The organism is Streptomyces sp. NPDC048258 (genome assembly GCF_043201995.1).
GTDB lineage: Bacteria > Actinomycetota > Actinomycetes > Streptomycetales > Streptomycetaceae > Streptomyces.
In genome coordinates, this window is record NZ_JBICZH010000031.1 from 13,127 (window position 1) to 39,552 (window position 26,426).

Below are 26,426 nucleotides of genomic sequence, written 5' to 3' on the forward strand. Positions count from 1 at the left end.
AAAGGCGCCCTTGTGTCCATCGGCAACTCCAACTCCCCCGAAGAAGAGCGGCCTTCGACCGACGACCGGTCCGAGGACCGCATCGTCGAACGCTCCGTCGAAGAACCGTCCATCGGGACGGCCCTCAAGAAGGCCCGGATCGCCGCCGGGCTCACCGTCGACGAGGTCAGTTCCACCACCCGCGTGCGCATCCCGATCGTGCACGCGATCGAAGAGGACGACTTCACGCGCTGCGGCGGCGATGTCTACGCCCGCGGCCACATCCGTACGCTCGCCCGCGCCGTACACCTCGATCCGGAACCCCTGGTCGAGGCCTACGACGCGGCCCACGGGGGCCGGCCGGCACCCACCCCCGCCGCGCCGATGTTCGAAGCCGAGCGGATCCGCCCCGAGAAGCAGCGGCCCAACTGGACCGCCGCGATGGTCGCCGCCATCGTCGCCGTGATCGGCTTCGTGGGCTTCACCGCCTTCGGCGGCGGCGACGAGAAGGCCAAGCAGCCGGTGGCGGAAGGTTCCGTCGCCCCGAAGCCCGCGCCCAAGCAGTCCGGCGGCAAGCCGGTTGCCCAGCCCCCACAGACCCCGCAGGCGCCCAAGCCGGAGCCTTCCGACAGCGCCATCGCCGCCGCGCCCAAGGACCTCGTCACGGTCGTCCTGACGGCCGACACCGGCGAGAGCTGGATCTCCGCGAAGGACTCCACCGGCCGGCTCCTCTTCGACGGCACCCTCGTCCAGGGTGAGTCCAAGACCTTCACGGACAAGGAGTCCGTCGACCTCGTGCTCGGCGACGCCGGGGCCGTGAAGCTCTTCGTGAACGGCAAGGAGATCAAGGACGACTTCCAGCCGGGTCAGGTGGAACGTCTCACATACACGAAGGAAGACCCCCTCCAGGGTCAGCCCCAGGCGGGCTGACCGGAGGCCGCCCTAGGGCGGAACGCTTTGATCCGGATCCCCGGGGTGCTGTGCGGTGTCCGCCGCCGGCCCCGGGGATCTTGCTGTAGGGGGACTTGAGGCGGGGGCCGCCGCCGGGACGAAGTAGTCTTGAGTCCATGCCCGAACGCCGTACCGTCGCCCTTGTCACTCTTGGCTGCGCCCGTAACGAGGTGGACTCGGAGGAGCTCGCAGGCCGCTTGGCGGCGGATGGCTGGGAGCTCGTCGAGGACGCCGCCGATGCGGACGTGGCCGTCGTCAACACCTGTGGCTTCGTCGAAGCCGCCAAGAAGGACTCCGTAGACGCCCTGCTGGAAGCCAATGATCTCAAGGATCACGGCAAGACCCAGGCCGTGGTCGCCGTCGGCTGTATGGCCGAGCGCTACGGCAAGGAACTCGCCGAAGCGCTCCCCGAGGCCGACGGAGTCCTCGGTTTCGACGACTACGCCGACATCTCCGACCGCCTCCAGACCATCCTGAACGGCGGCATCCACGCCTCCCACACCCCGCGCGACCGGCGCAAGCTGCTGCCGATCAGCCCGGCGGCGCGCCAGGACGCCGAGGTGGCACTTCCCGGCCACGCCCAGGAGCCCGTGGCGGAGGCGCCGGCCGACCTGCCCGAGGGCCTCGCCCCCGCCTCCGGGCCGCGCGCGCCCCTGCGCCGCCGCCTGGACAAGAGCCCGGTCGCCTCGGTCAAGCTGGCCTCCGGCTGCGACCGGCGCTGCTCCTTCTGCGCCATCCCGTCCTTCCGCGGCTCCTTCATCTCCCGCCGCCCCAGCGACGTGCTGGGCGAGACCCGCTGGCTCGCCGAGCAGGGCGTCAAGGAGATCATGCTGGTCTCCGAGAACAACACCTCGTACGGCAAGGACCTCGGCGACATCCGTCTGCTGGAGACCCTGCTGCCGGAGCTGGCCGAGGTGGACGGCATCGAGCGCGTCCGCGTCAGCTACCTCCAGCCGGCCGAGATGCGGCCCGGCCTGATCGACGTACTGACCTCGACCCCGAAGGTCGTCCCGTACTTCGACCTGTCCTTCCAGCACTCGGCCCCCGACGTGCTGCGCGCCATGCGCCGCTTCGGTGACACCGACCGGTTCCTGGAGCTGCTGGACACCATCCGCTCCAAGGCCCCGCAGGCCGGCGTCCGGTCCAACTTCATCGTCGGCTTCCCCGGCGAGAAGGAGTCGGACTTCGCCGAGCTGGAGCGTTTCCTCACCCACGCGCGCCTCGACGCCATCGGCGTGTTCGGCTACTCCGACGAGGACGGCACCGAGGCCGTCACCTACGACCACAAGCTGGACGAGGACACCATCGCCGAGCGGCTCGCGCACATGCAGCGGCTCGCCGAGGAGCTCACCTCGCAGCGCGCGGAGGAGCGGATCGGGGAGACCCTGGAGGTACTCGTCGAGACCGTCGTTCCGCTGGACGAGGCGGAGGACGGCGAGGGTGCCTACGGGCGCGCCGCCCACCAGGCTCCCGAGACCGACGGCCAGGTCGTCTTCACGGACGGCACGGGACTGGTGCCCGGGCGTATCGTCACGGCGAAGGTGGTCGGCACCCTGGGTGTGGATCTGGTGGCCGAGCCCCTGGGCACGGAATTTGAGGAGGCGGCCGGATGACCGGAGTCCCGGCATCTGCGGCGGGCGGGACCGGCCGCCGGCCCGCGCCCGGCGCGAAGCTGGGAGCCGCGGCGGTCAATCAGGCCAGCCTGTGGAACATCGCCAACATCCTGACGATGATCCGGCTCGTGCTGGTACCGGGCTTCGTCTTCCTGCTGCTCGCCGAGGGCGGCTACGACCCGGCCTGGCGGGCCTGGGCCTGGGCGGCGTTCGCCGTCGCCATGATCACGGACATCTTCGACGGGCACCTGGCCCGGACGTACAACCTGGTCACGGACTTCGGCAAGATCGCCGACCCCATCGCCGACAAGGCGATCATGGGATCGGCGCTGATCTGCCTCTCCTGGCTGGGCGACCTGCCCTGGTGGGTGACCGGGGTGATCCTCGGGCGGGAGCTCGGGATCACGCTCCTGCGTTTCTGGGTGATCCGCTACGGAGTGATTCCGGCCAGCCGGGGCGGCAAGCTGAAGACCCTGGCGCAGGGCACGGCCGTGGGCATGTACGTGCTCGCGCTGACCGGCCCGCTGGCGACCTTGCGCTTCTGGGTGATGGCGCTCGCCGTGGTGCTGACCGTCGTCACCGGTTTGGACTACATCCGGCAGGCGGTCGTACTGCGCCGCAAGGGCCTCGCCGCGGAGCGGGCCGCGACGTGACGGACGCGGCGGGGGATTCTTCCGGTGGCTGAGGGGGAAGCCGGGACGGCGGCGCTGGCCGCCGCCGCCACGGATGTGTTGCGGCTGCTCACGGAGAGTGATCAGACCCTCGCCGTCGCCGAATCGCTGACCGGAGGCATGGTGGCCGCCGAGCTCACCGCCGTCCCCGGGGCCTCGCGGTCCTTCCGCGGATCGGTCACGGCGTACGCCACGGAGCTCAAGCACCGGGTCCTCGGGGTGGACGCCGGGCTGCTGGCCGCCGAAGGCGCGGTGAACGCCCAGGTCGCGGCGGAGATGGCGGCCGGGGTGCGGCGCGTGATGGGCGCATCGTGGGGAATCGCGACGACCGGGGTGGCCGGCCCGGACCCGCAGGACGGGCAGCCGGTGGGCACGGTTTTCGTCGCCGTGGACGGGCCGTGGGGCAGGAAAACGGTCCAGCTGAGGTTGAACGGCTCCCGTGCGGAAATCCGTAGGGAGAGTGCACGGACAGTGCTCGAACTTCTCTCAGGCCAACTCCGTGGGAATGCGCGGGGGCAGGATACGGAACAGAACGGGGGGATTTGATGTTTGCAGCCCTGAGTGAACACGACATCGCTCCCCGCACGGCCGCGGCGCGAGGCGGTACGGTGGGGCGTGAAGGATGCGGCTACACGGTCAGAGGAGGGAGCCACCGATGATTCTGCTCCGTCGCCTGCTGGGTGACGTGCTGCGTCGGCAGCGCCAGCGCCAGGGCCGTACTCTGCGCGAAGTCTCCTCGTCGGCCCGAGTTTCGCTCGGCTATCTCTCCGAGGTGGAGCGGGGGCAGAAGGAGGCATCCTCCGAGCTGCTCTCCGCGATCTGCGACGCGTTGGACGTACGGATGTCCGAGCTGATGCGCGAAGTCAGCGATGAACTGTCGCTGGCCGAGCTGGCACAGTCGGCCGCGGCAAGCGAACCGGTGAGTGTGCCGGTCCGCCCGATGCTCAATTCGGTCTCCATGGCTTCGGTCACGGGGCCGGAGCGGGTGACCATCAAGGCGCCTGCGGAAGCGGTGAATGTCGTAGCCGCGTGAGCGAGTACGTGAGCGTGTGAGTGTGGCCGGAGCCCCGGCCGGTGCGTCAGGCACCGGCCGGGGCTCCCGGCCGTTCTGGGTGCGGCGGCGGGAGGGGTGCGGGAGGATGGGGCCGTCCGGGTCCCGGCCCTCCCCCAGACTCCGTCTGGGGGTACCCCCAGGGAGGTAGCCGTGCGGCGGTTACTGCGCATGCCTGTGGCTTCGACCCTCGCGCTGGCGGTGGGGGTGCTGTGGTGGTGGGCCGTGCTGCGGCTGGTCCTGGCGCCCGCGGAGTCCGGGCCCGTGGAAGGCGCGGTGGCCGTGGGCGGGTGGGGGCTGGGGCTGCTCCCGGTGCACTGTGTCCCGGGTCCGGTGCGCAAGGCCGGAAGGGGCGGCAGGGCGGGTGGCGGGGCCGGCAGGGCGGGTGGCGGGGCCGGCAGGGCCGCCCGGGCTACCAGGGCATCGACACTCCGCCGTTCGGGCGAAGAATCTGGCCCGTCATGAAGGACGAGGCGTCCGACGCCAGGTAGAGCACGGCCTGAGCGATGTCCTCGGGCTCGCCGACCCGGCGCAGCGGGGACATGCGGACCATCATCGCCTCGGTCTGCTCCTGGACCTCGGGACCGTGGCGGCCGGTCATCGGAGTGCGGATCCAGCCGGGGGCGACGGCGTTGACGCGGATGCCGTGCGGGCCCGTCTCGGTGGCGAGCGTCCTGGTCAGCTGGACGACGGCGGCCTTGGCGGCGCTGTAGCAGAGCAGGCCGGGCTGGGCGGCGTCCACGGCTCCGGAGGCCATCGTGACGATCGAGCCCGGGCGGCCCGACGCGATCATGGACCGGGCGGCTTCCTGGCAGGTGCGCAGGACGCCCTTGAAGTTGATGTCCAGGATCCGGTCGAGGTCCTCGTCGGTGGTCTCCAGGACGCTGCTGGTGTGCATGACCCCGGCGATGGCGGCGGCGATGTCGAGCGGGCCCGCGGCGGTGACGGCGGCCCGCAGGGCGGCTCGGTCGGTGACGTCGAGGGGGTGGACGGTGGCGGCGCCGTGGCCGGCCTCGGCGACTAGGGCCGCCGTCTCGGCGAGGCCCTTTTCGTCGCGGTCCGCGCAGTGCACGTGCGCGCCCGCCCCGGCGAGGAGGACGGCGGTGGCGCGGCCGATGCCGCTGGCGGCACCGGTTATCAGGGCGGTGCGGCCGGTGAGGTCGTACGGGGCTGAGGCTGTGGGTGTGGGCATGCCGGGACCGTACGAGCGGATCTGACGGCCCGTCAACTAGGGCGTCGGACCGGATTGGCAGCGGGGGCACCAGTACGTGGGGCGGCCGTCCTGGGGGGCCTCGCGGATCGGGGTGCCGCAGCGCAGGCAGGGGTGGTGGGTGCGGCCGTAGACGAAGAGGTCCTGGCCGGGGCGGCGGCTGCCGGTGGTGTTGCGGGGGCCCGGCCTGTCGCCGGTGTTCGCGGACAGCAGGCGGTGGGCCGCGGCGGCGAGGCGGGGAAGGGTGGTCCCGGGGAGGGCGCCGACCGGGGTCCAGGGGGTGACCTGGGCCAGGAAGCAGAGTTCGGCCTTGTAGATGTTGCCGATCCCGGCGAGGTTGCGCTGGTCGAGCAGTGCCTCGCCGAGGGGGCGCTCGGGCGCGGCGAGGAGGTTGGCGGCCGCTCGGTCGGGGTCCCAGTCGGGGCCGAGGAGGTCGGGGCCGAGGTGGCCCACGGCCCGGTCCTCGTCGGCGGTGCGGATCAGCTCCAGGACGGGGAGGCGGTAGCCGACGGCGGTGTGGCCGGCGGTGCCGAGGATCGCCCGGATCTCGTGGACGGGGCCGCCGTGCCACTTCGCGCCCGCGGGGAAGACGTGCCAGGCGCCGTCCATGCGGAGGTGGCTGTGCAGGGTGAGCCCGCCGTCGAAGCGCGTGAGGAGGTGTTTGCCGCGGGGCGTGACGTCGAGGGTGGTGCGGCCGGTGAGGTCGGCGGTGGCGAAGCGGGGGACGCGGAGGTCGCAGCGCGTGAGTTCCCGGCCGGCCAGGGCGGCGTGGAGGCGGGTGGCCGCGCGCCGGATGCTGTCACCTTCGGGCATGGCCCCATTGTCACCCCGGGGGTCGTGGGGCCGTGGGGGCGCGGGCCGCGGGACTGCCGGGCCGTACGGGACGAGCCCCCGCGGCGGGGTGCCGCCGCGGGGGCTCGATCAGGTGTGGCTTCCGGTGTGCCGGGGGTCGGAGCGCAGGGCGGGGTGGCCGCTGCTACTTCCAGACGAGGCCCTTGTTGTTGCTCAGCGAGTTGTACGGCTCGCCCCAGTACTCGGCCGCGGAGACCTTCGTCTGGGCCGACGGGGCCAGCGCCACCGCGCAGCTGTTCTGCGTCTGGCCGTTGGTGAAGCCCTTCGGCAGCGACTCGTTCGGGCACTTCTCGAACTTGCCGATGATCGACAGGCCCTGGGCCTCGCTGCCGTCCCCGAGCAGGCCCTTGATGTGGCCCACCGAGGAGAACGACAGGTCCGTGGTGCCGGTGTTCTTGACCGTGTAGCGGATGTAGTACGGGACCTTCCCGCTCACCTTGTCGCCGAGCTTCAGCGCGTCGAGGTCGGAGGGGTTGCCCTGCTCGATCGCGGTGACGGTGAGGGCGATCTGGCCGCCCTTGTTGCTTCCGTAGCTGAACGGGACCGTCGCGGCCTCGCCGAGCTTGAAGGTCTGGCCGGACTTGGCCGTGCCCGCCGCCCCGGCGGGGGCGTCGCCGTAGCCGCCGGCCGAGGGGCTCGCCGAGGTGCTCGGCTGGGTCGGCTGCGAGGGCTGGGCGGACGGGGCCGCCGGGGAGGACGGCTGCGCCACGGGCTCTTCGTTGCCGTTCTTGCAGCCCGTCAGGGCGAGGGTTCCGGCGACCGCCAGGCCGACCGCGCCCAGGGTGGTTTTGCGCATGCTGATGGTGCTCACTTTTCTTCTCCCCCATGACTGCGCATCGTCCAACGCGATGCCTGTGATCATCTTTGATAAAGCATGGATAAGGACTTCTGCCAGCTCAGCCGGGTCCGGCAGCGGTTTCGTGACATGCCCAAGACATACGTGGCGGAGTCGAGACCGTACGGAACCCGTCAGGAGCGCAGGCGCAGACCCCTCGGGGTGGCGTGGAAGCCGGCCGCCTCCAGGGCCAGGCCCAGGGGCGAGGTCAGGGCTGCCGCGGTGTTGATCCGTTCCACCGTGAGGGCGGGGAGGGTGCCCGTGCGGGAGGCCGTGGCGAGGGCCTCGACGGCGGCGGTGAGGCGGGGGTCGCCGGGATCCGGCCAGGCCAGGAGGGTCTTGCCGCCACGCTCCAGATACAGGGTGAGCTCGCCGTCGACCAGGACCACGAGGGAGCCCGCCTTGCGGCCGGGCTTGTGGGTGGCCCCGGCGGGCGGCTCCGGCCAGGGCAGTGCCGCGCCGTACGCGTTCGCCGGGTCGGCGGCGGCCAGTACCACCGCCGCCAGCGGGGGCGGGGTCCGCTCGGCGGCCCGCAGGCGGTCCACCGCGCCGTCCATCGCGAACTGGGCCGCTCCGAGCCCCTCGACGACATAGCCCCGGCGGGCCTGGCCGCTGTCCTCGAAGGCCGACAGGACGCGGTAGACCGCGCTGAAGCCGCCCTCCACCCCTTCCGCCGCGACTGCGCCGCGGGTCACCACCCCGTGCCGGTCCAGCAGGGTGCGGGCCAGGGCGTGGGCCCGGTGGGTCGGGTCGGGGGCGTGGGACGGCAGGAGCGACCAGCGGCCCGAGACCGTGGGCGGGCCGGTACGGGACACGGTCGCGCTGAGCGTGCCGTACCGCCCGCGCGGGACCGTCCGCCGGGCCCGGTGGGCCGTCGAGCCCGCCGTGCGGCCCGAGCCCAGCAGGGAACGCAGGGGGCCCAGGGTGTCGTTGGTGAGCCGGCCCGACCAGGCGAGGTCCCACACCGCCTCGGAGAGGGCGACGTCGGACACCTCGGGGAACTCCGCGCGGACCGCCTCGGCGATCTGGCGGAAGAACAGGCCGTACCCGCCCGAGAGGCGGTCCAGGACCGCCTGGTGCAGGGGGCTCAGCTCCAGGGGGTGCGGCGGGGGCAGCAGCAGCGGGGCGGCGTCCGCCAGGTAGAGGGAGATCCAGCCGTCCTTGCCGGGGAGGGCGCCGGCACCCGCCCACACCACCTCGCCCGCGGTGGTCAGCTCGTCCAGCAGGCCGGGGGAGTAGCCGCTCACCCTTGACGGGAGGATCAGGCGTTCCAGAGCGGAGGCCGGGACCGGGGCGCCCTGCAACTGCTCGACCGCCCGGGCCAGGCCGTCGATACCGCGCAGGGCTCCGCCCAGGTGCTGCCACTGCGGGAGGAAGGTGGCCAGGGAGGTCGGCGGGACCGGTTCCAGTTCCTGGCGCAGCGCGGCCAGCGAACGGCGCCGGAGCCTGCGCAGCACCGTCGCGTCGCACCACTCCTGGCCGATGCCCGCCGGGTGGAACTCGCCCTGGACCACCCGCCCGGCCGCCGCGAGCCGGTGCAGGGCGCCCTCGGTGACCGCCGGGCCCAGCCCGAAGCGGGTGGCGACGGCCGCCGTGGTGAACGGCCCGTGGGTGCGGGCGTACCGGGCGAGGAGATCGCCCAGCGGATCCTTGACCGGCTCGGTGAACGCCTCCGGGACGCCGACCGGGAGAGCCGTGCCCAGTGCGTCCCGCAGCCGGCCCGCGTCCTCGATCGCGGCCCAGTGGTCCGCGCCGCCGATCCGGACCCGGATGGCGCGGCGGGCCGACGCGAGCTCCCGCGCCCAGGCCGGATCGGCCCCGCGCTCGGCCAGCTCCTCCTCCGTCAGCGGCCCCAGCAGGCGCAGCAGGTCGGCCACCGACTCGGGGTCCTTGGCCCGCCGGTCCTCGGTGAGCCACTGCAGCTCCCGCTCCAGCTCCTCCAGTACCTCCGCGTCGAGCAGTTCGCGCAGCTCCGCCTGACCGAGCAGCTCGGCCAGCAGGCGCGAGTCCAGCGACAGCGCGGCCGCCCTGCGCTCGGCCAGGGGCGAGTCGCCCTCGTAGAGGAACTGGGCGACGTACCCGAAGAGCAACGACCGGGCGAACGGCGAGGGTTCGGGGGTGGTGACCTCGACCAGGCGGACGCGGCGCGCCTCGATGTCGCCCATCAGCTCGGTCAGGCCGGGCACGTCGAAGACATCCTGGAGGCACTCGCGTACGGCTTCCAGCACGATCGGGAAGGAGCCGAACTCCGATGCCACCTGGAGCAGTTGGGAGGCGCGCTGGCGCTGCTGCCACAACGGGGTGCGCTTGCCCGGACTGCGCCGCGGCAGCAACAGGGCGCGGGCCGCGCACTCGCGGAAGCGGGAGGCGAACAGCGCCGAGCCGCCGACCTGGTCGGTGACGATCTGGTTGATGTCGCCGTGGTCGAAGGCGACATCGGCCGCGCCCAGCGGGGCCTGCTCGTCGTCGAACTCGAAGCCGGCGGGACGGGAGGGGTCGTGGTCCAGGAGGTCCATGGACAGCAGGTCGGCGTCCGGGAGGCGGAGCACGATCCCGTCGTCGGCGTGCATGACCTGCGCGTCCATGCCGTACTTCTCGGCGAGGCGGGCGCCGAGCGCCAGCGCCCACGGAGCGTGCACCTGCGCGCCGAAGGGCGAGTGGACGACGACCCGCCAGTCTCCGAGCTCGTCGCGGAAGCGCTCGACCACGATGGTCCGGTCGTCCGGCACGTGGCCGCAGGCCTCGCGCTGCTCGGCGAGGTACGCCAGGACGTTCTCGGCTGCCCAGGCGTCCAGACCGGCCGCCAGCAGGCGCAGCCGGGCGTCCTCGTCGGTGAGGCCGCCCAGCTCGCGGAGGAACGCGCCGACCGCGCGGCCCAGTTCGAGGGGGCGGCCCAGCTGGTCGCCCTTCCAGAACGGCAGCCGGCCCGGCACGCCGGGCGCGGGGGTGACCAGGACGCGGTCGCGGGTGATGTCCTCGATCCGCCAGGAAGTGGTGCCCAGGGTGAAGACGTCCCCGACGCGCGACTCGTAGACCATCTCCTCGTCGAGCTCGCCGACGCGGCCGCCGCCCTTCTTCGGGTCCGAGCCCGCGAGGAAGACGCCGAAGAGGCCGCGGTCGGGGATGGTGCCGCCGGAGGTGACCGCGAGGCGCTGGGCCCCCGGCCGGCCGGTGATCGTCCCGGCGACGCGGTCCCAGACGACGCGCGGTCTGAGCTCGGCGAACGCGTCCGAGGGATAGCGGCCGGCCAGCATGTCCAGCACCGCCGTGAACGCCGACTCCGGCAGCGCGGCGAAGGGCGCCGCCCGGCGGACCAGCGCGAGGAGGTCGTCCAGCTGCCAGGTGTCCATCGCGACCATCGCGACCAGCTGCTGCGCCAGTACGTCCAGGGGGTTCGACGGGATCCGGAGGGACTCGATCGAGCCGGTGCGCATCCGCTCGGTGACCACCGCCGCCTGCACCAGGTCGCCCCGGTACTTGGGGAAGACCACACCGGTGGAGACCGCGCCCACCTGGTGCCCGGCGCGGCCCACGCGCTGGAGCCCGGAGGCCACCGACGGCGGGGACTCGACCTGCACCACCAGGTCCACGGCGCCCATGTCGATGCCCAGCTCCAGGCTGGAGGTGGCCACCACGGCGGGCAGCCGGCCCGCCTTCAGGTCCTCCTCCACCAGGGCCCGCTGCTCCTTGGAGACCGAGCCGTGGTGGGCGCGGGCCAGCAGCGGCGGCGCGCCGTGGGCCGCGCCCGACTGGGCCATGATCTCCGCCGGGGGAGAGCCCTCGGGCAGCTTCTCGCCCATGGCCCGCTCGTACGCGATCTCGTTGAGCCGGTTGCAGAGCCGCTCGGCGAGGCGGCGGGAGTTGGCGAACACGATCGTGGAGCGGTGCGCCTGCACCAGGTCCGCGATCCGCTCCTCCACATGCGGCCAGATGGACGGCTTGTCGCCGCCCTCCCGGCCCTCGGTGGCGGGGGATCCGCCCAACTCGCCCATGTCCTGCACCGGGACGACCACCGACAGGTCGAACTCCTTGGCCGACGGCGGCTGGACGATCTCCACCCGGCCGCGCGGCGCGAGGTACCGGGCCACCTCGTCCACCGGCCGGACCGTCGCCGACAGACCGATCCGGCGTGCCGGGCGCGGCAGCAGCTCGTCCAGCCGCTCCAGGGACAGGGCGAGGTGGGCGCCGCGCTTGGTCCCGGCCACGGCGTGCACCTCGTCCAGGATCACGGTCTCGATCCCGGTGAGGGCGTCCCGGGCGGCCGAGGTCAGCATCAGGAACAGCGACTCGGGCGTGGTGATGAGGATGTCCGGCGGGCGGGTGGCCATGGCCCGCCGCTCGGCCGGCGGGGTGTCGCCGGAGCGGATCCCGACGCGGATCTCCGGCTCGGGCAGACCGAGGCGGACGGACTCCTGGCGGATACCGGTCAGCGGGCTGCGGAGATTGCGCTCCACGTCCACGGCCAGGGCCTTCAGGGGAGACACGTACAGCACCCGGCAGCGCTTCCTCGGCTCGGCGGGGGGCGGGACCGAGGCCAGCTGGTCGAGGGCGGCGAGGAAGGCGGCCAGGGTCTTGCCCGAGCCGGTGGGCGCCACGACCAGCACGTCCGACCCCGCCCCGATGGCCCGCCAGGCGCCCTCCTGCGCGGAAGTGGGCGCGACGAAGGCCCCTGTGAACCAGGAGCGGGTCGCGGGGGAGAACGATGCGAGCGCGGAGCCGGACATGCCCCCATCGTGCACCCCGGCACTGACAACGGGCCGGACCTGCGAGAACACCCGTCCCCGGTGGGGCGCAGAATGGGGAGATGGGGACGGACGAGGGGCGCCGGGAGTGGGCCCGGCACTGGCAGTACCCGGAACTGCCCGGGCTGGACCTGCTTCGCGCCCACTACGTACGCCACACCTTCCCGCGCCACGCCCACGACGGGTACGTCATCGCGGCCGTCACCGGCGGCATCGAGGAGATCGGGCTCCCCGGCGGCACCGTGCGGGCCGGGCCGGGCAGCGTGGTCCTGATCAACCCCGAGGTGGCGCACACCGCGCGGGCCGGGGTGCCCGAAGGCTGGGCGTACGCGACGCTCTACCCCTCCCGCGCGCTGATCACCGAGGTCGCCGACGAGATCGGCACCCTGCGCGGCACCCCCGGCTTCACCGCCGACATGGTCGCCGACCCGCAGGGCTCGCAGGCGATCACAGAGGTCCACCGGGCCGCCGAGGCGGGGAACGCGCTGGCGGCCGACACGCTGCTGCGGGGCGTCGTGGCGCGGATGCTCAGCCGGCACGCGGGCCCGCTGCCCGCCCGTACGGTACGGCGCGCGGGCGCCGCCGACGCCGAGCGGGCCCGGGCCGTCCTGGAGGGACGCCTCGCGGACCCGCCGTCACTGGAGCAGCTCGCGGCCGAGCTGGGCACCAGCCCGTTCGCGCTGCTGCGCGCCTTCCGCGACCGCTACGGCATGCCCCCGCACACCTGGCTGACCGACGCCCGCGTCCGCCGGGCCCGCCGCCTGCTGGACGGGGGCACCCCGCCGGCGGAGACGGCCGTGCTGGTCGGCTTCACCGACCAGCCGCACCTGAACCGGCACTTCACCCGGATTGTCGGTGTTCCGCCGGGGGCCTACCGGCGCGGTCGAACAGGCGGCGCCGCTTGACCGGAGCGGGCCACACGGCCGCGGCTCCGAGGTGGTAGCCCAGTTCGCGGTAGGCGTCGAACTGGGTGTGGTCGAACCACTGGTCCATGGTGCTCTGTCGCGGGAACGCCTTCTCCTTGAGGGCGTAACTCAGCAGTTCGTACGGCATGTCCGGGGTCAGGCTCGCCTTCGCGAAGACGATGGTGCCGAGCCTGGTGCCCGGCTTGTCCTTCTCGAACTCCACGTCCTCCGGGTACGTGATGACGCCCTTGACGAGGCAGCTCGCGGAGAACCGCGTGTTGAGGGCCGCCATCGGTTCCGTCGGCTCCACCTTCTCGGCGCTTCCCGGAACCAGCTTCAGCACCTCCTTCTGGTCGAAGGTGATCTGCACGCCCAGATCCTCGTAGGCGAGCGTGACCGCCTGAGCGAGGGTCGTGGCCAGCGGAGGCGAGTCCCCCGAGGAGTCGATCACGTACACCGTCCGGCAGCGCAGCCGCAGCAGCTCCACCAGACCCAGGTTGTCGAAGTGCCCGCCGTCGGTGCACAGCAGCATGGGGCTGCTGTCCGAGTACCGGCCGACCAGCTCCTGGAGCTGGTAGCGGAGCCGGCGTACCCGCGGCAGCCGCGGCATGACCCAGTCCGGGCCCCGCTGGGCCACTTCCGCGAGGTACAGCGGGTTGGGCACCCACGTGCCCAGGCGCAGGTTGGACAGGGCGAGCAGCCGCTGCGCGGCCATCGACTGGGTGCCCATCGCGGAGGCGAACGCGGCGCCGGACACCGCGACGGCGGACTGCACGGTGAGGTCGCGGCCGACCACCGGGTGGGCCGTGTTCTCCATCGTGGTCGTCCGTACCCACCCGGTGTCGGGGCCGCCCACGTAGTCGTGGGAGAAGGTGAACGGCACCGCGGGCCGCCCCGGCGCGGTGCGGTTGCGCAGGGACAGGGCCGCCGAGGCGACGAAGATGACCTGGGGGAACCCGGGCACCTGCCCGCCGTGCTCGCTCAGCTTGGTCGTCTCGGCGTTGTAGTCGTACGGCAGGGCGCCGACCGAGCCGTCGCGCAGCACGGCCCGGCGCACCGCGAACGCGCCGGCCAGCCGCTGCCGGTAGAAGGGGTGCAGGCTGAAGGTGGTCTGGTCGACCAGAAGGGCCGAGAGGAGCAGCGCGGCCGCCAGGCCCCACCGCCACCACCCGCTCCAGCTGTGCGCGTAGACGGCGGACCAGGACAGCAGGGCCAGACCGAAGAACGCGACCAGCGTGAGGACCAGCCAGACCACGAGCGTCTGGATCCAGCTGGTGCCGTTCCGGGTCACGATCGATCTGGCTCCCGAGAACGGACCCGCTTTGTCGCCGTCCGGTTTCACCTTCGTCACCCGGCCCTTGGTGGCGGTGAACACACCGCCCAGTCCGGTCGCGGCGGCCGTCAGCGCACCGAAGGCCGAGATGCCCTCGGGGCCCTCCGGGAAGATGTCCGCACGGTTGGCCAGCCAGGCGAAGAACCACAGCACGGTCGGCAGGACCACGGCGAACAGGGCGACGGCCGCCGCCAGGGCCAGGATGCCCTTCACGGTGGTCCGCACCCAGGGCGGGCGGGACTTCCCGTTGTGCGACCTGACCAGGGACGCCGCCACGGACACCACGGCGGCGAGGGCCACCAGGGCGATGAGGGGCGTACGCACCTCTCCGTGCAGCTGGTCGGACAGCCCGGGGAAGGAAGCGGTCGGGTACGTCCGCAGACGGTCCAGATCCGTCAACGGGACGAGGTCGTAGAACTCGCTGAGATACACGCCGGCGACGACGAACGCCAGCGCCAGCAGGCCCAGCGACACGCTCAGGCCGCGCAAGACGATGCCCGCGGCCAGCAGTCTCTCCCGCGGGCTGTCCGCCAGGTACTTGGCGTGCCGGCGGATGTGGTCCTCTTCCGGGCTGCCGGGCGCGAACACGTCCCGCACCGTGGCGAGACCGGCATTGGCGGCATGGGCGGGCCGCCGGCCGGTGAGCGCCAGCTGGAACGCCCCGGACATGTAGCCGCCGCCCGATACGGACACCAGGTAGCGGGCCTTGGCCAGCACGCCCCCCTCGCGCAGGGCCTGCAGCGCGCCCAGGGTGACCGAGGCGGAGCGGATGCCGCCGCCGGAGACGCAGATGCCCACCTCCGCCGGTTTCCGGCCGGGCAGTTCGAGCGCGCGGGTGCGCCAGCGTTCCTTGGCGCTGTCCGACGGCTCCGCCGAGACGGAGGGATCCGACCACTCGCTCACGGGGGTCATCGCGTGCGGCGCGGCGGGCGGGGTGATGATGTCCGGGTCGTCCCGGGGCACACCGCGTTTCGCGAGCTCGTGGGCCTTCCGTACGCGCGGGTCCCGGGCGACGGGAGGTGTGGCCGACGGCTCGTTCCTCACCTTGGCCCGGAACGAGATGACTCGGGCCAGCAGAGTGAGGGCGACCCAGAGGGCCACCGCCGCCAACGGACCGGCAAGCGCCCACTTCAGCAGCGCGCACCAGGACGCCTTCTGCCAGTCGCCGTCCGCGCCCGTGCCGATCCCGTCCAGGGCCCGGTAGAGGAAGACGTTCTCGCAGACGTCCGCCGCGGCCATCACCCCGGTGGCGGCGAGGCCCCGGAACATCAACCTCCGCGACACCTTGCGGTACAGGAAGCAGCTGCCCAGACCGAACAGCGCGAGCAGCGTCAGTGTGTATCCGGGGATGAACTGAAACGAATCGGTCCAGAGGGCGTCGCGGAACGGCTGGAACTGGCATGAGAGCTGCGTTCCGGGGGGCCGGCAATCCTGGTAGATGATCAGCCAGGCCTTGCTCCAGCTGCCTGCGAGCTGGAGCGGCACCTCGCTCGGCAGCTTTCTGTGCCTGTCGAAGTACAGACCGAGGAAGACGCCCCCGGCGATCAGGAGGGCCCAGTACACCCACGCGGCCCACCCGGCATATGAAGGACGTACAGCAACGCGTGTCGGAGCAGTCTCCATGTACTCACCGTAGCGATCCGGGTTCGGAGCGCGGCGATACGCGCGCAAGAACGTACAAGACCCGGGCACCCCGCCCCGCCTAGTCTCAGGGCGTGGCAGAGCAACAGATGGTGATGCAGGAGACCCCCGAGGGGGTCGTCGCCGGGCGGCCGCGCGCCGCCGTCGTGCGGGACGCGCTCGGGGTGGGGGTGGCCGTCGGGCTGTCCGGGTTCGCGTTCGGGGTGACCGCCGCCGGAGCCGGGATCGGCGTGCTGCAGGCCTGCGTACTGAGCCTGCTCGTCTTCACCGGCGCCTCGCAGTTCGCCCTGGTCGGGGCGCTGGCGGCCGGTGGCAACCCGTTCACCGCCGCCGCCGGGGCCTTCTTCCTCGGGACGCGGAACGCCTTCTACGGGCTGCGGCTGTCCCAACTGCTCGCGCTGCCGCGCGCCGTACGGCCGTTTGCCGCGCACTGGGTCATCGACGAGACCACCGCCGTGGCGCTGGCCCAGCCGGACCGCAGGTCGGCCCGGCTCGGCTTCACCGTCACCGGCCTCAGCCTCTACGTCCTGTGGAACCTCACCACCCTGCTCGGGGCGCTCGGCGCCGAGGCCATCGGGGACACCGCCGCCTGGGGGCTGGACGCCGCCGGACCCGCCGTGTTCCTCGCCCTCCTCGCGCCGATGCTCAAGACCGCCACCGAGCGGGCCGTCGCCGGGCTCGCGCTCGTCCTCGGACTGGGATTCCTGCCCGTGCTGCCCGCCGGGGTGCCCGTGCTGATCGCCGCGCTGGCCGCGCCCGCCGTGCTGTGGATGAAGGGACGCCGCTCGTGAACGTCTGGATCGCCATCGGACTCACCGTCCTCGGCTGCTACGCCGTGAAGCTCGCCGGTCTGCTCGTCCCCGCCGGGGCCCTGGAGCGGCCGCTGGTGCGCCGGCTCTCCGCCCTGCTGCCCGTCGCCCTGCTCGCCGCGCTCACCGCCCAGCAGACCTTCAGCACCGGGCACGAGCTCGTCCTCGACGCCCGCGCCGCCGGGCTCGCGGCCGCCGCGCTCGCGCTGCTGCTGCGGGCGCCGTTCCTCGTCGTGGTCGCGGCCGCCGTCGTCGTCACCGCGGGGGTACGGGCCCTGGGCGGCTGACCCCGGCCGGCAGGCGCCCGTACGCGCGCAGCGTCAGCAGCGCCTCCAGCGTGGCGATCGGCCGCCGCTCCAGCGAGCTGCCCGGCGCCCAGGCCCGGCGGTGCACCGGCCAGCCGCCGTCCGGCTGCTGCTCGGCGGCCAGGAAGTCCAGCGAGCGGCGCACCTCCTCGTCGGTGAACCAGCCGCGCGCCAGCGACTCCGGCCGCCGCGCGAAGTCGTGCGGGAAGAGCTGCTCGCCGGGCGCGTAACCGGGGGCCGCCGGGTATTCGGCCCGCCGTACCGGATCGAGCACCGAGAGCCTCCGCTCGCGCACCAGCCGCCCCAGCCGGTCCGCGGCCGCCGCCGCCCGCGCCCGGTCGGGGGCGGCGTCGAGGAAGGCCACCGCGCTCTGGACCTCGTACGGATGCGAGTGGTGCAGGCTCTCGATCCGGTCCCAGCAGAAGTCCGTGGCCCGGAAGAGCCAGGCGTGCCAGATCCGGTTGCGGTGCAGCAGGCCGACGACCGGGCCCGTGGTCAGCAGTTCGCCCGGCGGTTCGTCGTACACCGGGTGGTAGGGGGCGGCCGGGTAGCCGCGCGGGGCCGGCGAGACCACCGGAAGGGCGCCCTCCGGGGTGGAGACCCGGGTCAGGTGGCGGCAGAGCCTCTCGATGCGCTGCCCGGCGCAGCGGCCCAGGCTGTCCAGGACGCGCAGCGCGTGCGCGGTGTGCAGGGGATGGCTGAGCGGGCCGCGCAGATCCGGATCGAGGGCGTGCCCGTAGCCGCCGTCGCCGTTGAGGTAGGAGCCGAGGGCGGTGTCCACCGGGTCGGCGTCCCCGCCGAGGAAGTGGAACGCGAACCGCCGCTGTTCCAGCACGCGGGCCGTGAGCCAGATGAACTGCTCGGCGCGGGCCAGCGGGGCCGTGGCCGCCGGAGCGGCCGCTGGGGGAGCTTCGTCTCCAGGCATGCGAGAAACCGTAGGGCGCCGTGGTGCGGCGACGGGGGACGAACGGGGCGGGTGCACTCTCCGGGGCGGGATACTGGATGCATGCGGTTGACGATTTTCTGGGAGCGGATGGCGGAGCACTTCGGCGCGGCCTACGCCGACTCCTTCGCGCGGGACCACGTCATGACGGAGCTCGGGGGGCGCACGGTCCAAGAGGCGCTGGACGCGGGCTGGGAGGCCAAGGACGTGTGGCGCGCGGTGTGTTCGGCGATGGACGTGCCGGCCTCGCTGCGCTGACGGGCCGGGCGGGGGCCGGAGGCACCGCTTCGCGGTCCGGGCTGCCGGTGGGACAGACTTGGCGGCGTGGCAGCCAGTGATGAGACGACGACCGACCAGCCCGCAGACCGGCCCGCGGACGCCCAGGGCGCGCCGCCGCCGGCCGGGGCTCCCGCCCCCGGCGGCCCCACGGGCGCTGCCTCGCAGGCGGGCACCGAAGGGCCCGCCGGGCCCGGGAGCCCCCCGACCGGTACGGCCCTCGCCGGGGCGGACGCGCGGATGCCGCGCTGGCTGCCGCGCGCCGTGGTCCTCGTGCTCGCCCTCGTCGCCTGCTTCCAGCTCGGCAGCTGGGCCTTCCACCAGCTCATCGGGCTGCTCGTCAACATCCTGATCGCGTTCTTCCTCGCGCTCGCGATCGAACCCGCGGTGTCCCGGATGGCGGCCCACGGCATGCGCCGCGGGCTCGCCACCTTCCTGATGTTCCTCGCGGTGTTCGTCGTGACCGCGGGCTTCCTCGCGCTGCTCGGCTCGATGCTCGCCGGGCAGATCGTCGAGATGGTGGAAGGGTTCCCGGGCTACCTCGACCGGGTGATCAACTCGATCAACAACACGTTCCACACCGAGCTGTCCCGGCTGGACATCCAGGACAGCCTGTTGCGCTCCGACTGGCTGCGCAAGTACGTGCAGAACAGCGCGTCCGGCGTGCTCGACGTGTCCGCCACCGTGCTCGGCGGACTCTTCAAGCTGCTGACGATCGGGCTGTTCTCCTTCTACTTCGCCGCCGACGGACCGCGGCTGCGGCGCGCGCTGTGCTCCGTACTGCCGCCCGCCAAGCAGGCCGAGGTGCTGCGCGCCTGGGAGATCGCCGTCACCAAGACGGGCGGCTACCTTTACTCGCGCGGGCTGATGGCGCTGATCTCCGGCATCGCGCACTACATCCTGCTGGCGGCCCTCGGTGTGCCGTACGCGCCCGCGCTCGCCGTGTGGGTGGGGCTGGTCTCCCAGTTCATCCCCACCATCGGCACCTATCTCGCGGGCGCGCTGCCGGTTCTGATCGCCTTCGCCGTCGACCCGTGGTACGCGCTGTACGTCCTCGGATTCGTGGTGGTCTACCAGCAGTTCGAGAACTACGTCCTCCAGCCGAAGCTGACCTCGAAGACCGTGGACATCCATCCGGCGGTGGCGTTCGGATCGGTCGTCGCGGGCACCGCCCTGCTGGGCGCGGTCGGGGCGCTCGTCGCGATCCCTGCCGTCGCCACGCTGCAGGCCTTCCTCGGCGCGTACGTGAAGCGGTACGCGCTGACGAAGGACGCGGCCGCGTCTACTTCCCGTCCGCGGCGCCGAGTACGGCTGCCAAGGCGTCGCTGACCGTCGCCTCGGCGGCGGCCTTGTCCACGCCGAGGCCGCTGAGCAGACCCTCGCCGTTCTCCAGCTCCAGGAGCGCGAACAGGATGTGCTCGGTGCCGACGTAGCCGTGGCCCAGGCGCAGGGCCTCGCGGAAAGTGAGCTCCAGGGCCTTCTTGGCGGACGCGTCGAACGGGATGAGGTCGGGTACCTCCGCCTGGCCCGGGGGCAGTACGGCGACCACGGCGGCGCGTACGTCGTCCGCGGCGACCCCCTGGGCGTTCAGGGCGAGCGCCGCGAGGCCCTCGGGCTCGGACAGCAGGCCCAGGACGAGGTGCTCGGTGCGGATCTCGGTGCCGCCCGCGGCGCGGGCCTCGTTCTGCGCGGCCATGACGACGTTGCGGGCACGCGGGGTGAAGCGGCCGAAGCCCTGGTTGGGGTCGAGGCCGGGGTCGCCCTCCTTGTCGGCCTTGGGGACGAAGCGCTTCTGGGCGGCCTGGCGGGTGACGCCCATGCTCCGGCCGATGTCGGTCCAGGAGGCGCCGGAGCGGCGGGCCTGGTCGACGAAGTGGCCGATGAGGTGGTCCGCCACGTCACCGAGGTGCTCGGCGGCGACGACGGCGTCGCTGAGCTGCTCCAGGGTGTCGGTGTGGACCTTCTTGATGGCCTCGATCAGGTCGTCGAGGCGTACAGGGTGGGTCATGCGAACAGGTTCCACTGAAGGGTTCGTCATGAGTGCAACCCTAGGTTGACAGTCGAAGGGTGTCAACCTTGGGTTGTCAGTCCGGGGTCCAGATGGGCGGCCAGGGGTGCGGAACCGTCGTGGCGCGAGACGCCGGCGCGGGCCACGCGGGTGAGGGTGGCGGCGGCCTCCGCGGGGAGCGGGACCCCGGGGACCAGGCAGGGCGGCACGCCGGTCGGGGCGGAAGGCTCGCGGGGCGGACCGCAGAGGAGGCTGAGGAGGCCCGTCACCACCCCGAGGGCGGTGAACGCGAGCAGGGGGCGCAGGCCGAGACCCCCGCCGCGGGCCGAGTCCGTGACGCAGGCGGCGAGGGTGGCCAGCCCCGCGGTCCGTGCCAGCGCCGCCTGGGCCGTGTCGGCCCACTCGGCCTGCCTCTGCCGCCGCCTCCGCCGCTCACGGACCGGGCCGAGCGCCGTCTCGACGGCGAGGGCGGCGGGGGAGTCGGCGGTCAGGGTCCTGAGCGCGGCCAGGTGGGGCGGGTCGTCCCCGTCGTCCTCCCCGTCGAGGAAGCCGAGGGCGGCCGTCTGGACGGGGTCGATGGCGGCGTCGGCGGCGGCTGGCTCCGGGCGGCCCGGTCCCCGGTGGGCCCGGCCGTCCGCCCCGACCGACAGGAGCCCGGCCAGGTGCAGCGCCGTCAGGGCCAGTTCGGCCACGTACTGCCGGCCGCCGTGCAGGTGGGCGGCCTCGTACAGGGTGGCGGGCGGGCCGCTCGCCACCCGCTCCCGGAGCCCGCGGTGCAGCAGGACGCGGACGACGGTCGCGGCGAGCAGCGGCACCCCCGCTCCCAGGAAGATGAAGACCCACACGGCTACCCCCGGCCCTGCGTGTTCCCTGTGTCGTGTGTTCCGTGCTCGTGAGTATGCGGCCGGCCGGGCGGAGGGGGAGCAGCCGGGACCGGCGCCGCTACGAGGCCGCTCCGCCGCCCTTCGTGAACTTCTCCCACTGGGCCGTGACCACTTCCTCCGGCACTCCGCCGAAGTCCTTGGTGTCGATGGCGTCCGAGCGGAAGGCGAGGGTCACCGGCCCGGAGCGGATCACCGTGAGGTACTTGTACAGCGAGATGTCCTTGTCCTTCACGTCCTGCACCACGATGCGGAACGCCAGCGCCTCGTCCCCGAGCGCGGGTGCCTCGACGGGCTCCACCTTGAGGACCTTGGCCTCGGCGAGCGCGCGGTCCTCGGTGTAGCCGCCCGCGCACTGCCGCCCCGCCTCGGCCAGGCTCTTCATCGCCGCGGCGGCGCCGCCGTCCTTGTAGGAGCGCAGCAGGATCTCGGTCCCGACCGCCTGCCACTCCCCGGGCACACCGGTCTTGGCGTAGGCCTGGGCCGTGTGGCCCGCCTTGCCGAGGCTGGTCACCGGGCCGCAGGCCGCGGGGGTGGTGTCGTAGAGCTCACTCATGGGCTCGTCGAGGACCGGCTCGCCGGCCTCGTACCGTCCCGCCTTCTCGCCGGGCGCGAGCGCGAGGGCCTTGAGCCGCTCGACACCGGGCCCCGCCGGGCCGCCCGAGCCCGGGCCGCCCGAGCCCGGGCCCGGACTCGTCGTGGCGTTCGCGCCCGTGCCCGGGCTCGCGGAGGCCGGGGCCCCGCCCCCGCCCCGGCCCCCGTCGCCCGTTCCGCACGCGGTGACGCCGGCCAGCAGCGCCGCACCGGCGACCGCGGCTGCCGCCGTACGGCGCGCCTTCCTGTTCCCCACCCTGTTCACGTACTGCCCTCTCGTCCGGCTCGTTGCTGAGCCATGATCGGGCACGGGCGGGCCGGGCGGGGCGCGCTTGACACGGAAATCGAACATCCATTCTGATTGGTTATCCACAGCCGAACCGGTCGTGGAGGCGCATTGTCAGTGGCAGGCATTAGCGTCAATGGCGTGAAGCGATCGACTCAAGCAAACCGGGTGGAACCCATGGCAGGCACCGACCGCGAGAAGGCTCTCGACGCCGCGCTCGCACAGATTGAACGGCAATTCGGCAAGGGTGCGGTCATGCGCCTCGGCGACAAGCCGAACGACCCCATCGAGGTCATCCCCACCGGGTCGACCGCGCTGGACATCGCCCTCGGCGTCGGCGGGCTGCCCCGCGGCCGCGTGATCGAGGTGTACGGACCGGAGTCCTCCGGTAAGACGACCCTGACCCTGCACGCCGTGGCCAACGCGCAGAAGGCCGGCGGCACCGTCGCCTTCGTGGACGCCGAGCACGCGCTCGACCCCGAGTACGCGAAGGCCCTCGGCGTCGACACCGACAACCTCATCCTGTCGCAGCCGGACACCGGCGAGCAGGCGCTGGAGATCGTGGACATGCTCGTCCGCTCCGGTGCCCTCGACCTGATCGTCATCGACTCCGTGGCGGCCCTGGTGCCGCGCGCCGAGATCGAGGGTGAGATGGGCGACTCGCACGTGGGTCTCCAGGCCCGCCTGATGAGCCAGGCGCTCCGGAAGATCACCGGTGCGCTCAACCAGTCCAAGACCACCGCGATCTTCATCAACCAGCTCCGCGAGAAGATCGGTGTGATGTTCGGCTCGCCGGAGACCACCACCGGTGGCCGCGCGCTGAAGTTCTACGCCTCCGTGCGTCTGGACATCCGCCGCATCGAGACCCTCAAGGACGGCACGGACGCGGTCGGCAACCGCACCCGCGTCAAGGTGGTCAAGAACAAGGTCGCGCCGCCGTTCAAGCAGGCCGAGTTCGACATCCTCTACGGCCACGGCATCAGCCGCGAGGGCGGCCTGATCGACATGGGCGTGGAGCACGGCTTCGTGCGCAAGGCCGGCGCCTGGTACACGTACGAGGGCGACCAGCTCGGCCAGGGCAAGGAGAACGCGCGGAAGTTCCTCTGCGACAACCCCGCCCTCTCCGACGAGATCGAGCGGAAGATCAAGGAGAAGCTGGGCGTGGGGGTCCGCAAGGACGCCGAGACGGCCACCGCCGAGGCCGGTGCCGCAGCGGCCGACGCCACGGCCGCCGCCGTGCCCGCCCCTGCGACGAAGGCCAAGACGACGGCCAAGGCCGCCGTGGCCAAGAGCTGACCCGTGCGGGAGCAGGAAGGGGGCGGTGAGAACCGGAGCGGCCGTGAGCGCCGCCAGGAACTGCCGCCCCAGAGCCCCGAGGAGCAGGCGCGGGCGATCTGCCTGCGCCTGCTCACGGGGATGCCGCGCACCCGGCGGCAGCTCGCGGACGCACTGGCCAAGCGGGGCATCCCCGAGGAGGTGTCGCAGCAGGTCCTCTCCCGGTACGAGGAGGTGGGCCTGATCGACGACGCCGCCTTCGCCGGGGCCTGGGTCGAGTCCCGGCACCGCGGCCGGGGCCTGGCCCGGCGGGCGCTCGCCCAGGAGCTCCGGACCAAGGGAGTGCACGCGACCCTGGTGGAGGAGGCTCTGGAGCAGCTGGACTCCGACCAGGAGGAGCAGACCGCCCGGGAGCTCGTGGAGCGCAAGCTCCGCGCCACCCGGGGCCTGGAGCGCGACAAGCGGATCCGGCGGCTCGCCGGGATGCTCGCCCGCAAGGGGTACCCGGAGGGCATGGCCCTGCGGGTGGTCCGCCGCGCGCTGGAGACGGAGGGCGAGGACGCCGACGATCCGGGGTACCCGGGGTAGGGCTATCCCCCGGCCGCACACGCCGGGGTACGCCAATGCCAAGAGGCAGGCCCGGCAGCAGAGTTGGCCGCATGATGCTGCGTTACGCCCTCCAGACCCTGAGAGACCGCAAGGCCGGCTTCCTCGGCGCCTTCGTCGCGCTGCTGTGCGCGGCCGCCCTCGTCACCGCGTGCGGGACGCTCCTGGAAACAGGACTCCGCGGCAAAATCGGCACCGAGCGCTACGCGGCCACGCCGGTCCTCGTCTCCGCCGACCAGAACGTCCACGAGACGACGGTCAAGGAGAAGAAGGGCAAGACCAAGACGAAGCACAAGGCCAAGCCCGTCGCCGAGCGGGCCTGGCTCCCCGCCGCCGCCCTGGACGCCGTACGGTCCGTGCCCGGTGTCGAGCGGGCCGTGCCCGAGCTCACCTTCCAGGCCGTCCCCCTCGTCAAGGCCGCCGACGGCTCGAAGCCCACGTACGGGCACGCCTGGACCTCCGCCGCCCTCACCCCCTTCACGCTCGCCGAGGGCCGCGCCCCGCAGGACGGCGGCGAGGTCGTCGTCGACCGTGCGCTGGCAGCCCGCGCCGCGCTGAAGCCCGGCTCCGAGCTCGCCGTGCAGTCCACCGGCGAGCCGAAGACCTACCGGGTCAGCGGGGTGGCGACGACCCCGCACGGGGACCTCGCCCAGCAGAGCTCCCTCTTCTTCAGCGACGCCGAGGCCCAGCGGCTCGCCGCACGCGACGGGCAGGTCAGCGCGATCGGGGTGCTGCCCCGGCCCGGCGTCGACGCCGGTGACCTGGCCGGGCGGGTCGAGCAGGCGCTGAAGGGCACCACGGCGGACACCGCGCAGGTCGCGACGGGTGACGAACGCGGGCCGGTGGAGTTCCTCGACGCCGCCGGTGCCCGGATCAAGCTGGTCTCCATGGGCGGCGCGATGGGCGGCACCTCGCTGCTCGTCGCGATCCTCGTGGTCGTCGGCACCTTCGCCCTCTCCGTCCAGCAGCGCCACCGCGAACTCGCCCTGCTACGGGCCATCGCCGCCACCCCCCGGCAACTGCGGCGCATGATCGGCCGGGAGGCTCTGCTCGTCGGCCTGGCCGCCGGGCTCGCCGGGGCGTTCGCGGGGCTGCCGCTCGCCGCCTGGCTGTACGGCCGGTTCGTCGACAGCGGGGTCGTCCCCACGGCCCTGGAGCGCACCGCCGGCATCTTCCCGATGTTCGCCGCCGTCGGCGCGAGCTTGCTCGGAGCCTGGGCCGCCGCGCGGATCACCGGGCGGCGGATCGCCCGGATCCGCCCCGCCGAGGCGCTCGCCGAAGCCGCGCTCGAACCGCGTCGGCCGTCCTGGATCCGCACCGCGCTCGGGATGCTGCTGCTGGCCGGCGGCGCGGTGCTGGTCGTGGTGCTCGCCTCGCTGCGCACCGAACCGGCGTCGACCCCGGTCACGTTCCTCGCCGTGGTGGTCCTGGCCGGCGCGGTCTCGCTGCTCGGCCCACTGCTGGTACGGGGCGCCACCGCGCTCCTCGCCGGTCCGCTGCGGCTCGCCGGGGCGGGCGGCCACCTCGCCACCGCGAACCTGCGCGGCAACGCCACCCGGATGGCCTCCGCCGTCACCCCGCTCGCGCTGCTGGTCGGCATGACGTGCACCGTGCTCTTCGTCACCCCGACCCTCGGCGACGCGGCCCGGGCGCAGGCCCGCGACGGGATCCGGGCCGGATGGGTGCTGGCCGCGCAGGGACCGGGCGTCACGGCGGAGGCCGCCGAGCGGATCCGCCGGACCCCGGGGGTCGAGGCGGCCACCGAGATCGTGCACACCTCGGTACGGGTGGGGCTGGTGAAGTACGGAGCCCAGGGCGTGACCCCGGCCGGGCTGACCCGGACGTGGGATCCCCGGGTCACCGCCGGGAGCCTGGCCGGCTTCGGCGAGGGCAACGCGGCGGTCAGCGAACTCGCCGCCGACCAGCTGGGGCTGGAGCCGGGCAGCCCGCTGCGGCTGACGCTGGGCGACGGGACACCGGTCACCCTGACGGTCTCGGCCGTGTACGCGCGGGGGCTGGGCTTCGGAGACCTGACGCTGCCGCACGGGCTGGTGGCCGCGCACGTGGACAATCCGCTGGCGGGGAGTGTCCTGGTGGCGGCGGAGTCGGGAGTCGGGCGGGAGCAACTGGCCTCGGCGGTACGGGGCTACCCCGGGGTGGCGGTGCTGTCCGCGCGCGACGCCGACGAGGTACGGGCGGAGCGGCAGGACGCCGGGGCGGAGATCAACCTGCTGGCGATGGGACTCGTACTGGCCTTCACCGCCGTCGCGGTGGTGAACACCCTCGCGATGTCGACGGCCGAGCGGGTCCGGGAGTTCGCGATGCTGCGGCTGGCCGGGGCGAAGCGGAGGCAGGTGCTGCGGATGCTGCGTGCGGAGGCGGTGGCCGTGGTGCTGATCGGGGTGGTGCTGGGGTCGGGGATCGCGCTGGCCGTCCTGACCGCGTTCAGCGTGGGCATGACGGGGGTGGCGGCGCCGGCCGTGCTGCCGGTGGCGTACGCGGTCGTCGTGGGGGTGGCCGGGCTGCTGGCCCTGGCGGCCACCGCCCTCCCGGGCCGGGTCGCGCTCCGGGTCCCGCCGGTGGACGTGGCCACGGCCAAGGGCTGACCCCCGGCCAGGACCCGGGCTCCACCCGGATCCTGGTGGCTCGGCCCCAGGCTC

Annotated in this window: 22 protein-coding genes; 13 read left to right on the forward strand and 9 right to left on the reverse strand. The window is 73.3% G+C overall.

Annotated elements, in window-relative coordinates:
• The first annotated feature begins 12 nt into the window (after positions 1-12).
• From ACGFYQ_RS38260 to ACGFYQ_RS38280, 5 genes are all read left to right on the forward strand, one after another.
• Positions 13-909: a helix-turn-helix domain-containing protein gene (locus ACGFYQ_RS38260; RefSeq protein ID WP_393751368.1), complete on the forward strand. Its 897-nt coding sequence runs from the start codon at positions 13-15 to the stop codon at positions 907-909.
• Between the two features lie 137 nt (positions 910-1,046).
• Entirely contained in the window at positions 1,047-2,543 is a 1,497-nt protein-coding gene (rimO, locus tag ACGFYQ_RS38265) for a 30S ribosomal protein S12 methylthiotransferase RimO (RefSeq protein ID WP_393751370.1), read from the forward strand.
• The gene (gene pgsA / locus ACGFYQ_RS38270) at positions 2,540-3,196 is read left to right on the forward strand and encodes a CDP-diacylglycerol--glycerol-3-phosphate 3-phosphatidyltransferase (RefSeq protein WP_393751372.1); all 657 of its coding nucleotides are present in this window, start codon (positions 2,540-2,542) and stop codon (positions 3,194-3,196) included. The genes rimO and pgsA overlap by 4 nt, the downstream gene beginning before the upstream one ends.
• Before the next feature lie 54 nt (positions 3,197-3,250).
• Complete coding sequence (locus tag ACGFYQ_RS38275; RefSeq protein WP_393751441.1) at positions 3,251-3,760, forward strand: CinA family protein; 510 nt, start codon at positions 3,251-3,253, stop codon at positions 3,758-3,760.
• A 109-nt stretch (positions 3,761-3,869) separates the two neighbouring features.
• A complete protein-coding gene (locus ACGFYQ_RS38280) occupies positions 3,870-4,247 on the forward strand; it encodes a helix-turn-helix domain-containing protein (protein WP_202199433.1) in 378 nt (125 codons plus the stop codon).
• Between the two features lie 430 nt (positions 4,248-4,677).
• Here the strand turns inward: ACGFYQ_RS38280 and ACGFYQ_RS38285 are convergent, their stop codons facing one another.
• The 4 genes from ACGFYQ_RS38285 to ACGFYQ_RS38300 form a co-directional block, all read right to left on the reverse strand.
• A complete protein-coding gene (locus ACGFYQ_RS38285; RefSeq protein WP_393751375.1) occupies positions 4,678-5,493 on the reverse strand; it encodes an SDR family NAD(P)-dependent oxidoreductase in 816 nt (271 codons plus the stop codon).
• The gene (locus ACGFYQ_RS38290; RefSeq protein ID WP_393751377.1) at positions 5,494-6,288 is read right to left on the reverse strand and encodes an Fpg/Nei family DNA glycosylase; all 795 of its coding nucleotides are present in this window, start codon (positions 6,286-6,288) and stop codon (positions 5,494-5,496) included.
• Between the two features lie 163 nt (positions 6,289-6,451).
• Positions 6,452-7,138, reverse strand: coding sequence for a hypothetical protein (locus ACGFYQ_RS38295; RefSeq protein ID WP_393751379.1), 687 nt, complete (start codon positions 7,136-7,138; stop codon positions 6,452-6,454).
• A 158-nt stretch (positions 7,139-7,296) separates the two neighbouring features.
• A complete protein-coding gene (locus tag ACGFYQ_RS38300) occupies positions 7,297-11,886 on the reverse strand; it encodes an ATP-dependent helicase (protein WP_393751381.1) in 4,590 nt (1,529 codons plus the stop codon).
• Positions 11,887-11,966: 80 nt separating this feature from the next.
• On the opposite strand from ACGFYQ_RS38300, the gene ACGFYQ_RS38305 reads away from it, so the two are divergent.
• Positions 11,967-12,809 (forward strand): AraC family transcriptional regulator, encoded by an 843-nt coding sequence (locus ACGFYQ_RS38305; protein ID WP_393751383.1) that lies wholly within the window; start codon positions 11,967-11,969, stop codon positions 12,807-12,809.
• On the opposite strand, the gene ACGFYQ_RS38310 is transcribed toward ACGFYQ_RS38305, so the two are convergent.
• The gene (locus ACGFYQ_RS38310) at positions 12,745-15,705 is read right to left on the reverse strand and encodes a hypothetical protein (RefSeq protein WP_393751385.1); all 2,961 of its coding nucleotides are present in this window, start codon (positions 15,703-15,705) and stop codon (positions 12,745-12,747) included. The two genes, ACGFYQ_RS38305 and ACGFYQ_RS38310, sit on opposite strands and share 65 nt — an antisense overlap.
• Positions 15,706-15,872: 167 nt before the next feature.
• Between ACGFYQ_RS38310 and ACGFYQ_RS38315 the strand changes: the two genes are divergently transcribed.
• Complete coding sequence (locus tag ACGFYQ_RS38315) at positions 15,873-16,574, forward strand: AzlC family ABC transporter permease (RefSeq protein ID WP_393751443.1); 702 nt, start codon at positions 15,873-15,875, stop codon at positions 16,572-16,574.
• Positions 16,571-16,879 (forward strand): AzlD domain-containing protein, encoded by a 309-nt coding sequence (locus ACGFYQ_RS38320; RefSeq protein ID WP_376681669.1) that lies wholly within the window; start codon positions 16,571-16,573, stop codon positions 16,877-16,879. Before ACGFYQ_RS38315 ends, ACGFYQ_RS38320 begins: the two co-directional genes overlap by 4 nt.
• Here ACGFYQ_RS38320 and ACGFYQ_RS38325 read toward each other — a convergent pair.
• Complete coding sequence (locus ACGFYQ_RS38325; protein ID WP_393751388.1) at positions 16,848-17,822, reverse strand: hypothetical protein; 975 nt, start codon at positions 17,820-17,822, stop codon at positions 16,848-16,850. The genes ACGFYQ_RS38320 and ACGFYQ_RS38325 overlap by 32 nt on opposite strands.
• An 81-nt stretch (positions 17,823-17,903) precedes the next feature.
• Here ACGFYQ_RS38325 and ACGFYQ_RS38330 point away from each other — a divergent pair, with 81 nt between their 5' ends.
• Positions 17,904-18,098: a DUF3046 domain-containing protein gene (locus ACGFYQ_RS38330; RefSeq protein ID WP_393751390.1), complete on the forward strand. Its 195-nt coding sequence runs from the start codon at positions 17,904-17,906 to the stop codon at positions 18,096-18,098.
• 66 nt (positions 18,099-18,164) lie between these two features.
• Positions 18,165-19,445 (forward strand): AI-2E family transporter, encoded by a 1,281-nt coding sequence (locus tag ACGFYQ_RS38335; protein WP_393751392.1) that lies wholly within the window; start codon positions 18,165-18,167, stop codon positions 19,443-19,445.
• Here ACGFYQ_RS38335 and ACGFYQ_RS38340 read toward each other — a convergent pair.
• From ACGFYQ_RS38340 to ACGFYQ_RS38350, 3 genes are all read right to left on the reverse strand, one after another.
• Positions 19,399-20,154, reverse strand: coding sequence for a Clp protease N-terminal domain-containing protein (locus ACGFYQ_RS38340; protein WP_393751394.1), 756 nt, complete (start codon positions 20,152-20,154; stop codon positions 19,399-19,401). The two genes, ACGFYQ_RS38335 and ACGFYQ_RS38340, sit on opposite strands and share 47 nt — an antisense overlap.
• A gap of 32 nt (positions 20,155-20,186) precedes the next feature.
• Positions 20,187-20,969, reverse strand: coding sequence for a TIGR04222 domain-containing membrane protein (locus tag ACGFYQ_RS38345; protein ID WP_393751397.1), 783 nt, complete (start codon positions 20,967-20,969; stop codon positions 20,187-20,189).
• Positions 20,970-21,066: 97 nt separating this feature from the next.
• A complete protein-coding gene (locus tag ACGFYQ_RS38350; protein ID WP_393751399.1) occupies positions 21,067-21,855 on the reverse strand; it encodes a hypothetical protein in 789 nt (262 codons plus the stop codon).
• A gap of 207 nt (positions 21,856-22,062) precedes the next feature.
• On the opposite strand from ACGFYQ_RS38350, the gene recA reads away from it, so the two are divergent.
• The 3 genes from recA (at position 22,063) to ACGFYQ_RS38365 (ending at position 26,372) form a co-directional block, all read left to right on the forward strand.
• A complete protein-coding gene (gene recA, locus ACGFYQ_RS38355; RefSeq protein WP_393751401.1) occupies positions 22,063-23,181 on the forward strand; it encodes a recombinase RecA in 1,119 nt (372 codons plus the stop codon).
• A gap of 3 nt (positions 23,182-23,184) precedes the next feature.
• Positions 23,185-23,748 carry a recombination regulator RecX gene (gene recX / locus ACGFYQ_RS38360; RefSeq protein WP_393751403.1) on the forward strand — a complete coding sequence of 188 codons (564 nt, stop codon included), beginning with the start codon at positions 23,185-23,187 and terminating at the stop codon, positions 23,746-23,748.
• Positions 23,749-23,819: 71 nt separating this feature from the next.
• Positions 23,820-26,372, forward strand: coding sequence for an FtsX-like permease family protein (locus ACGFYQ_RS38365; RefSeq protein WP_393751405.1), 2,553 nt, complete (start codon positions 23,820-23,822; stop codon positions 26,370-26,372).
• Positions 26,373-26,426 lie beyond the last annotated feature (54 nt).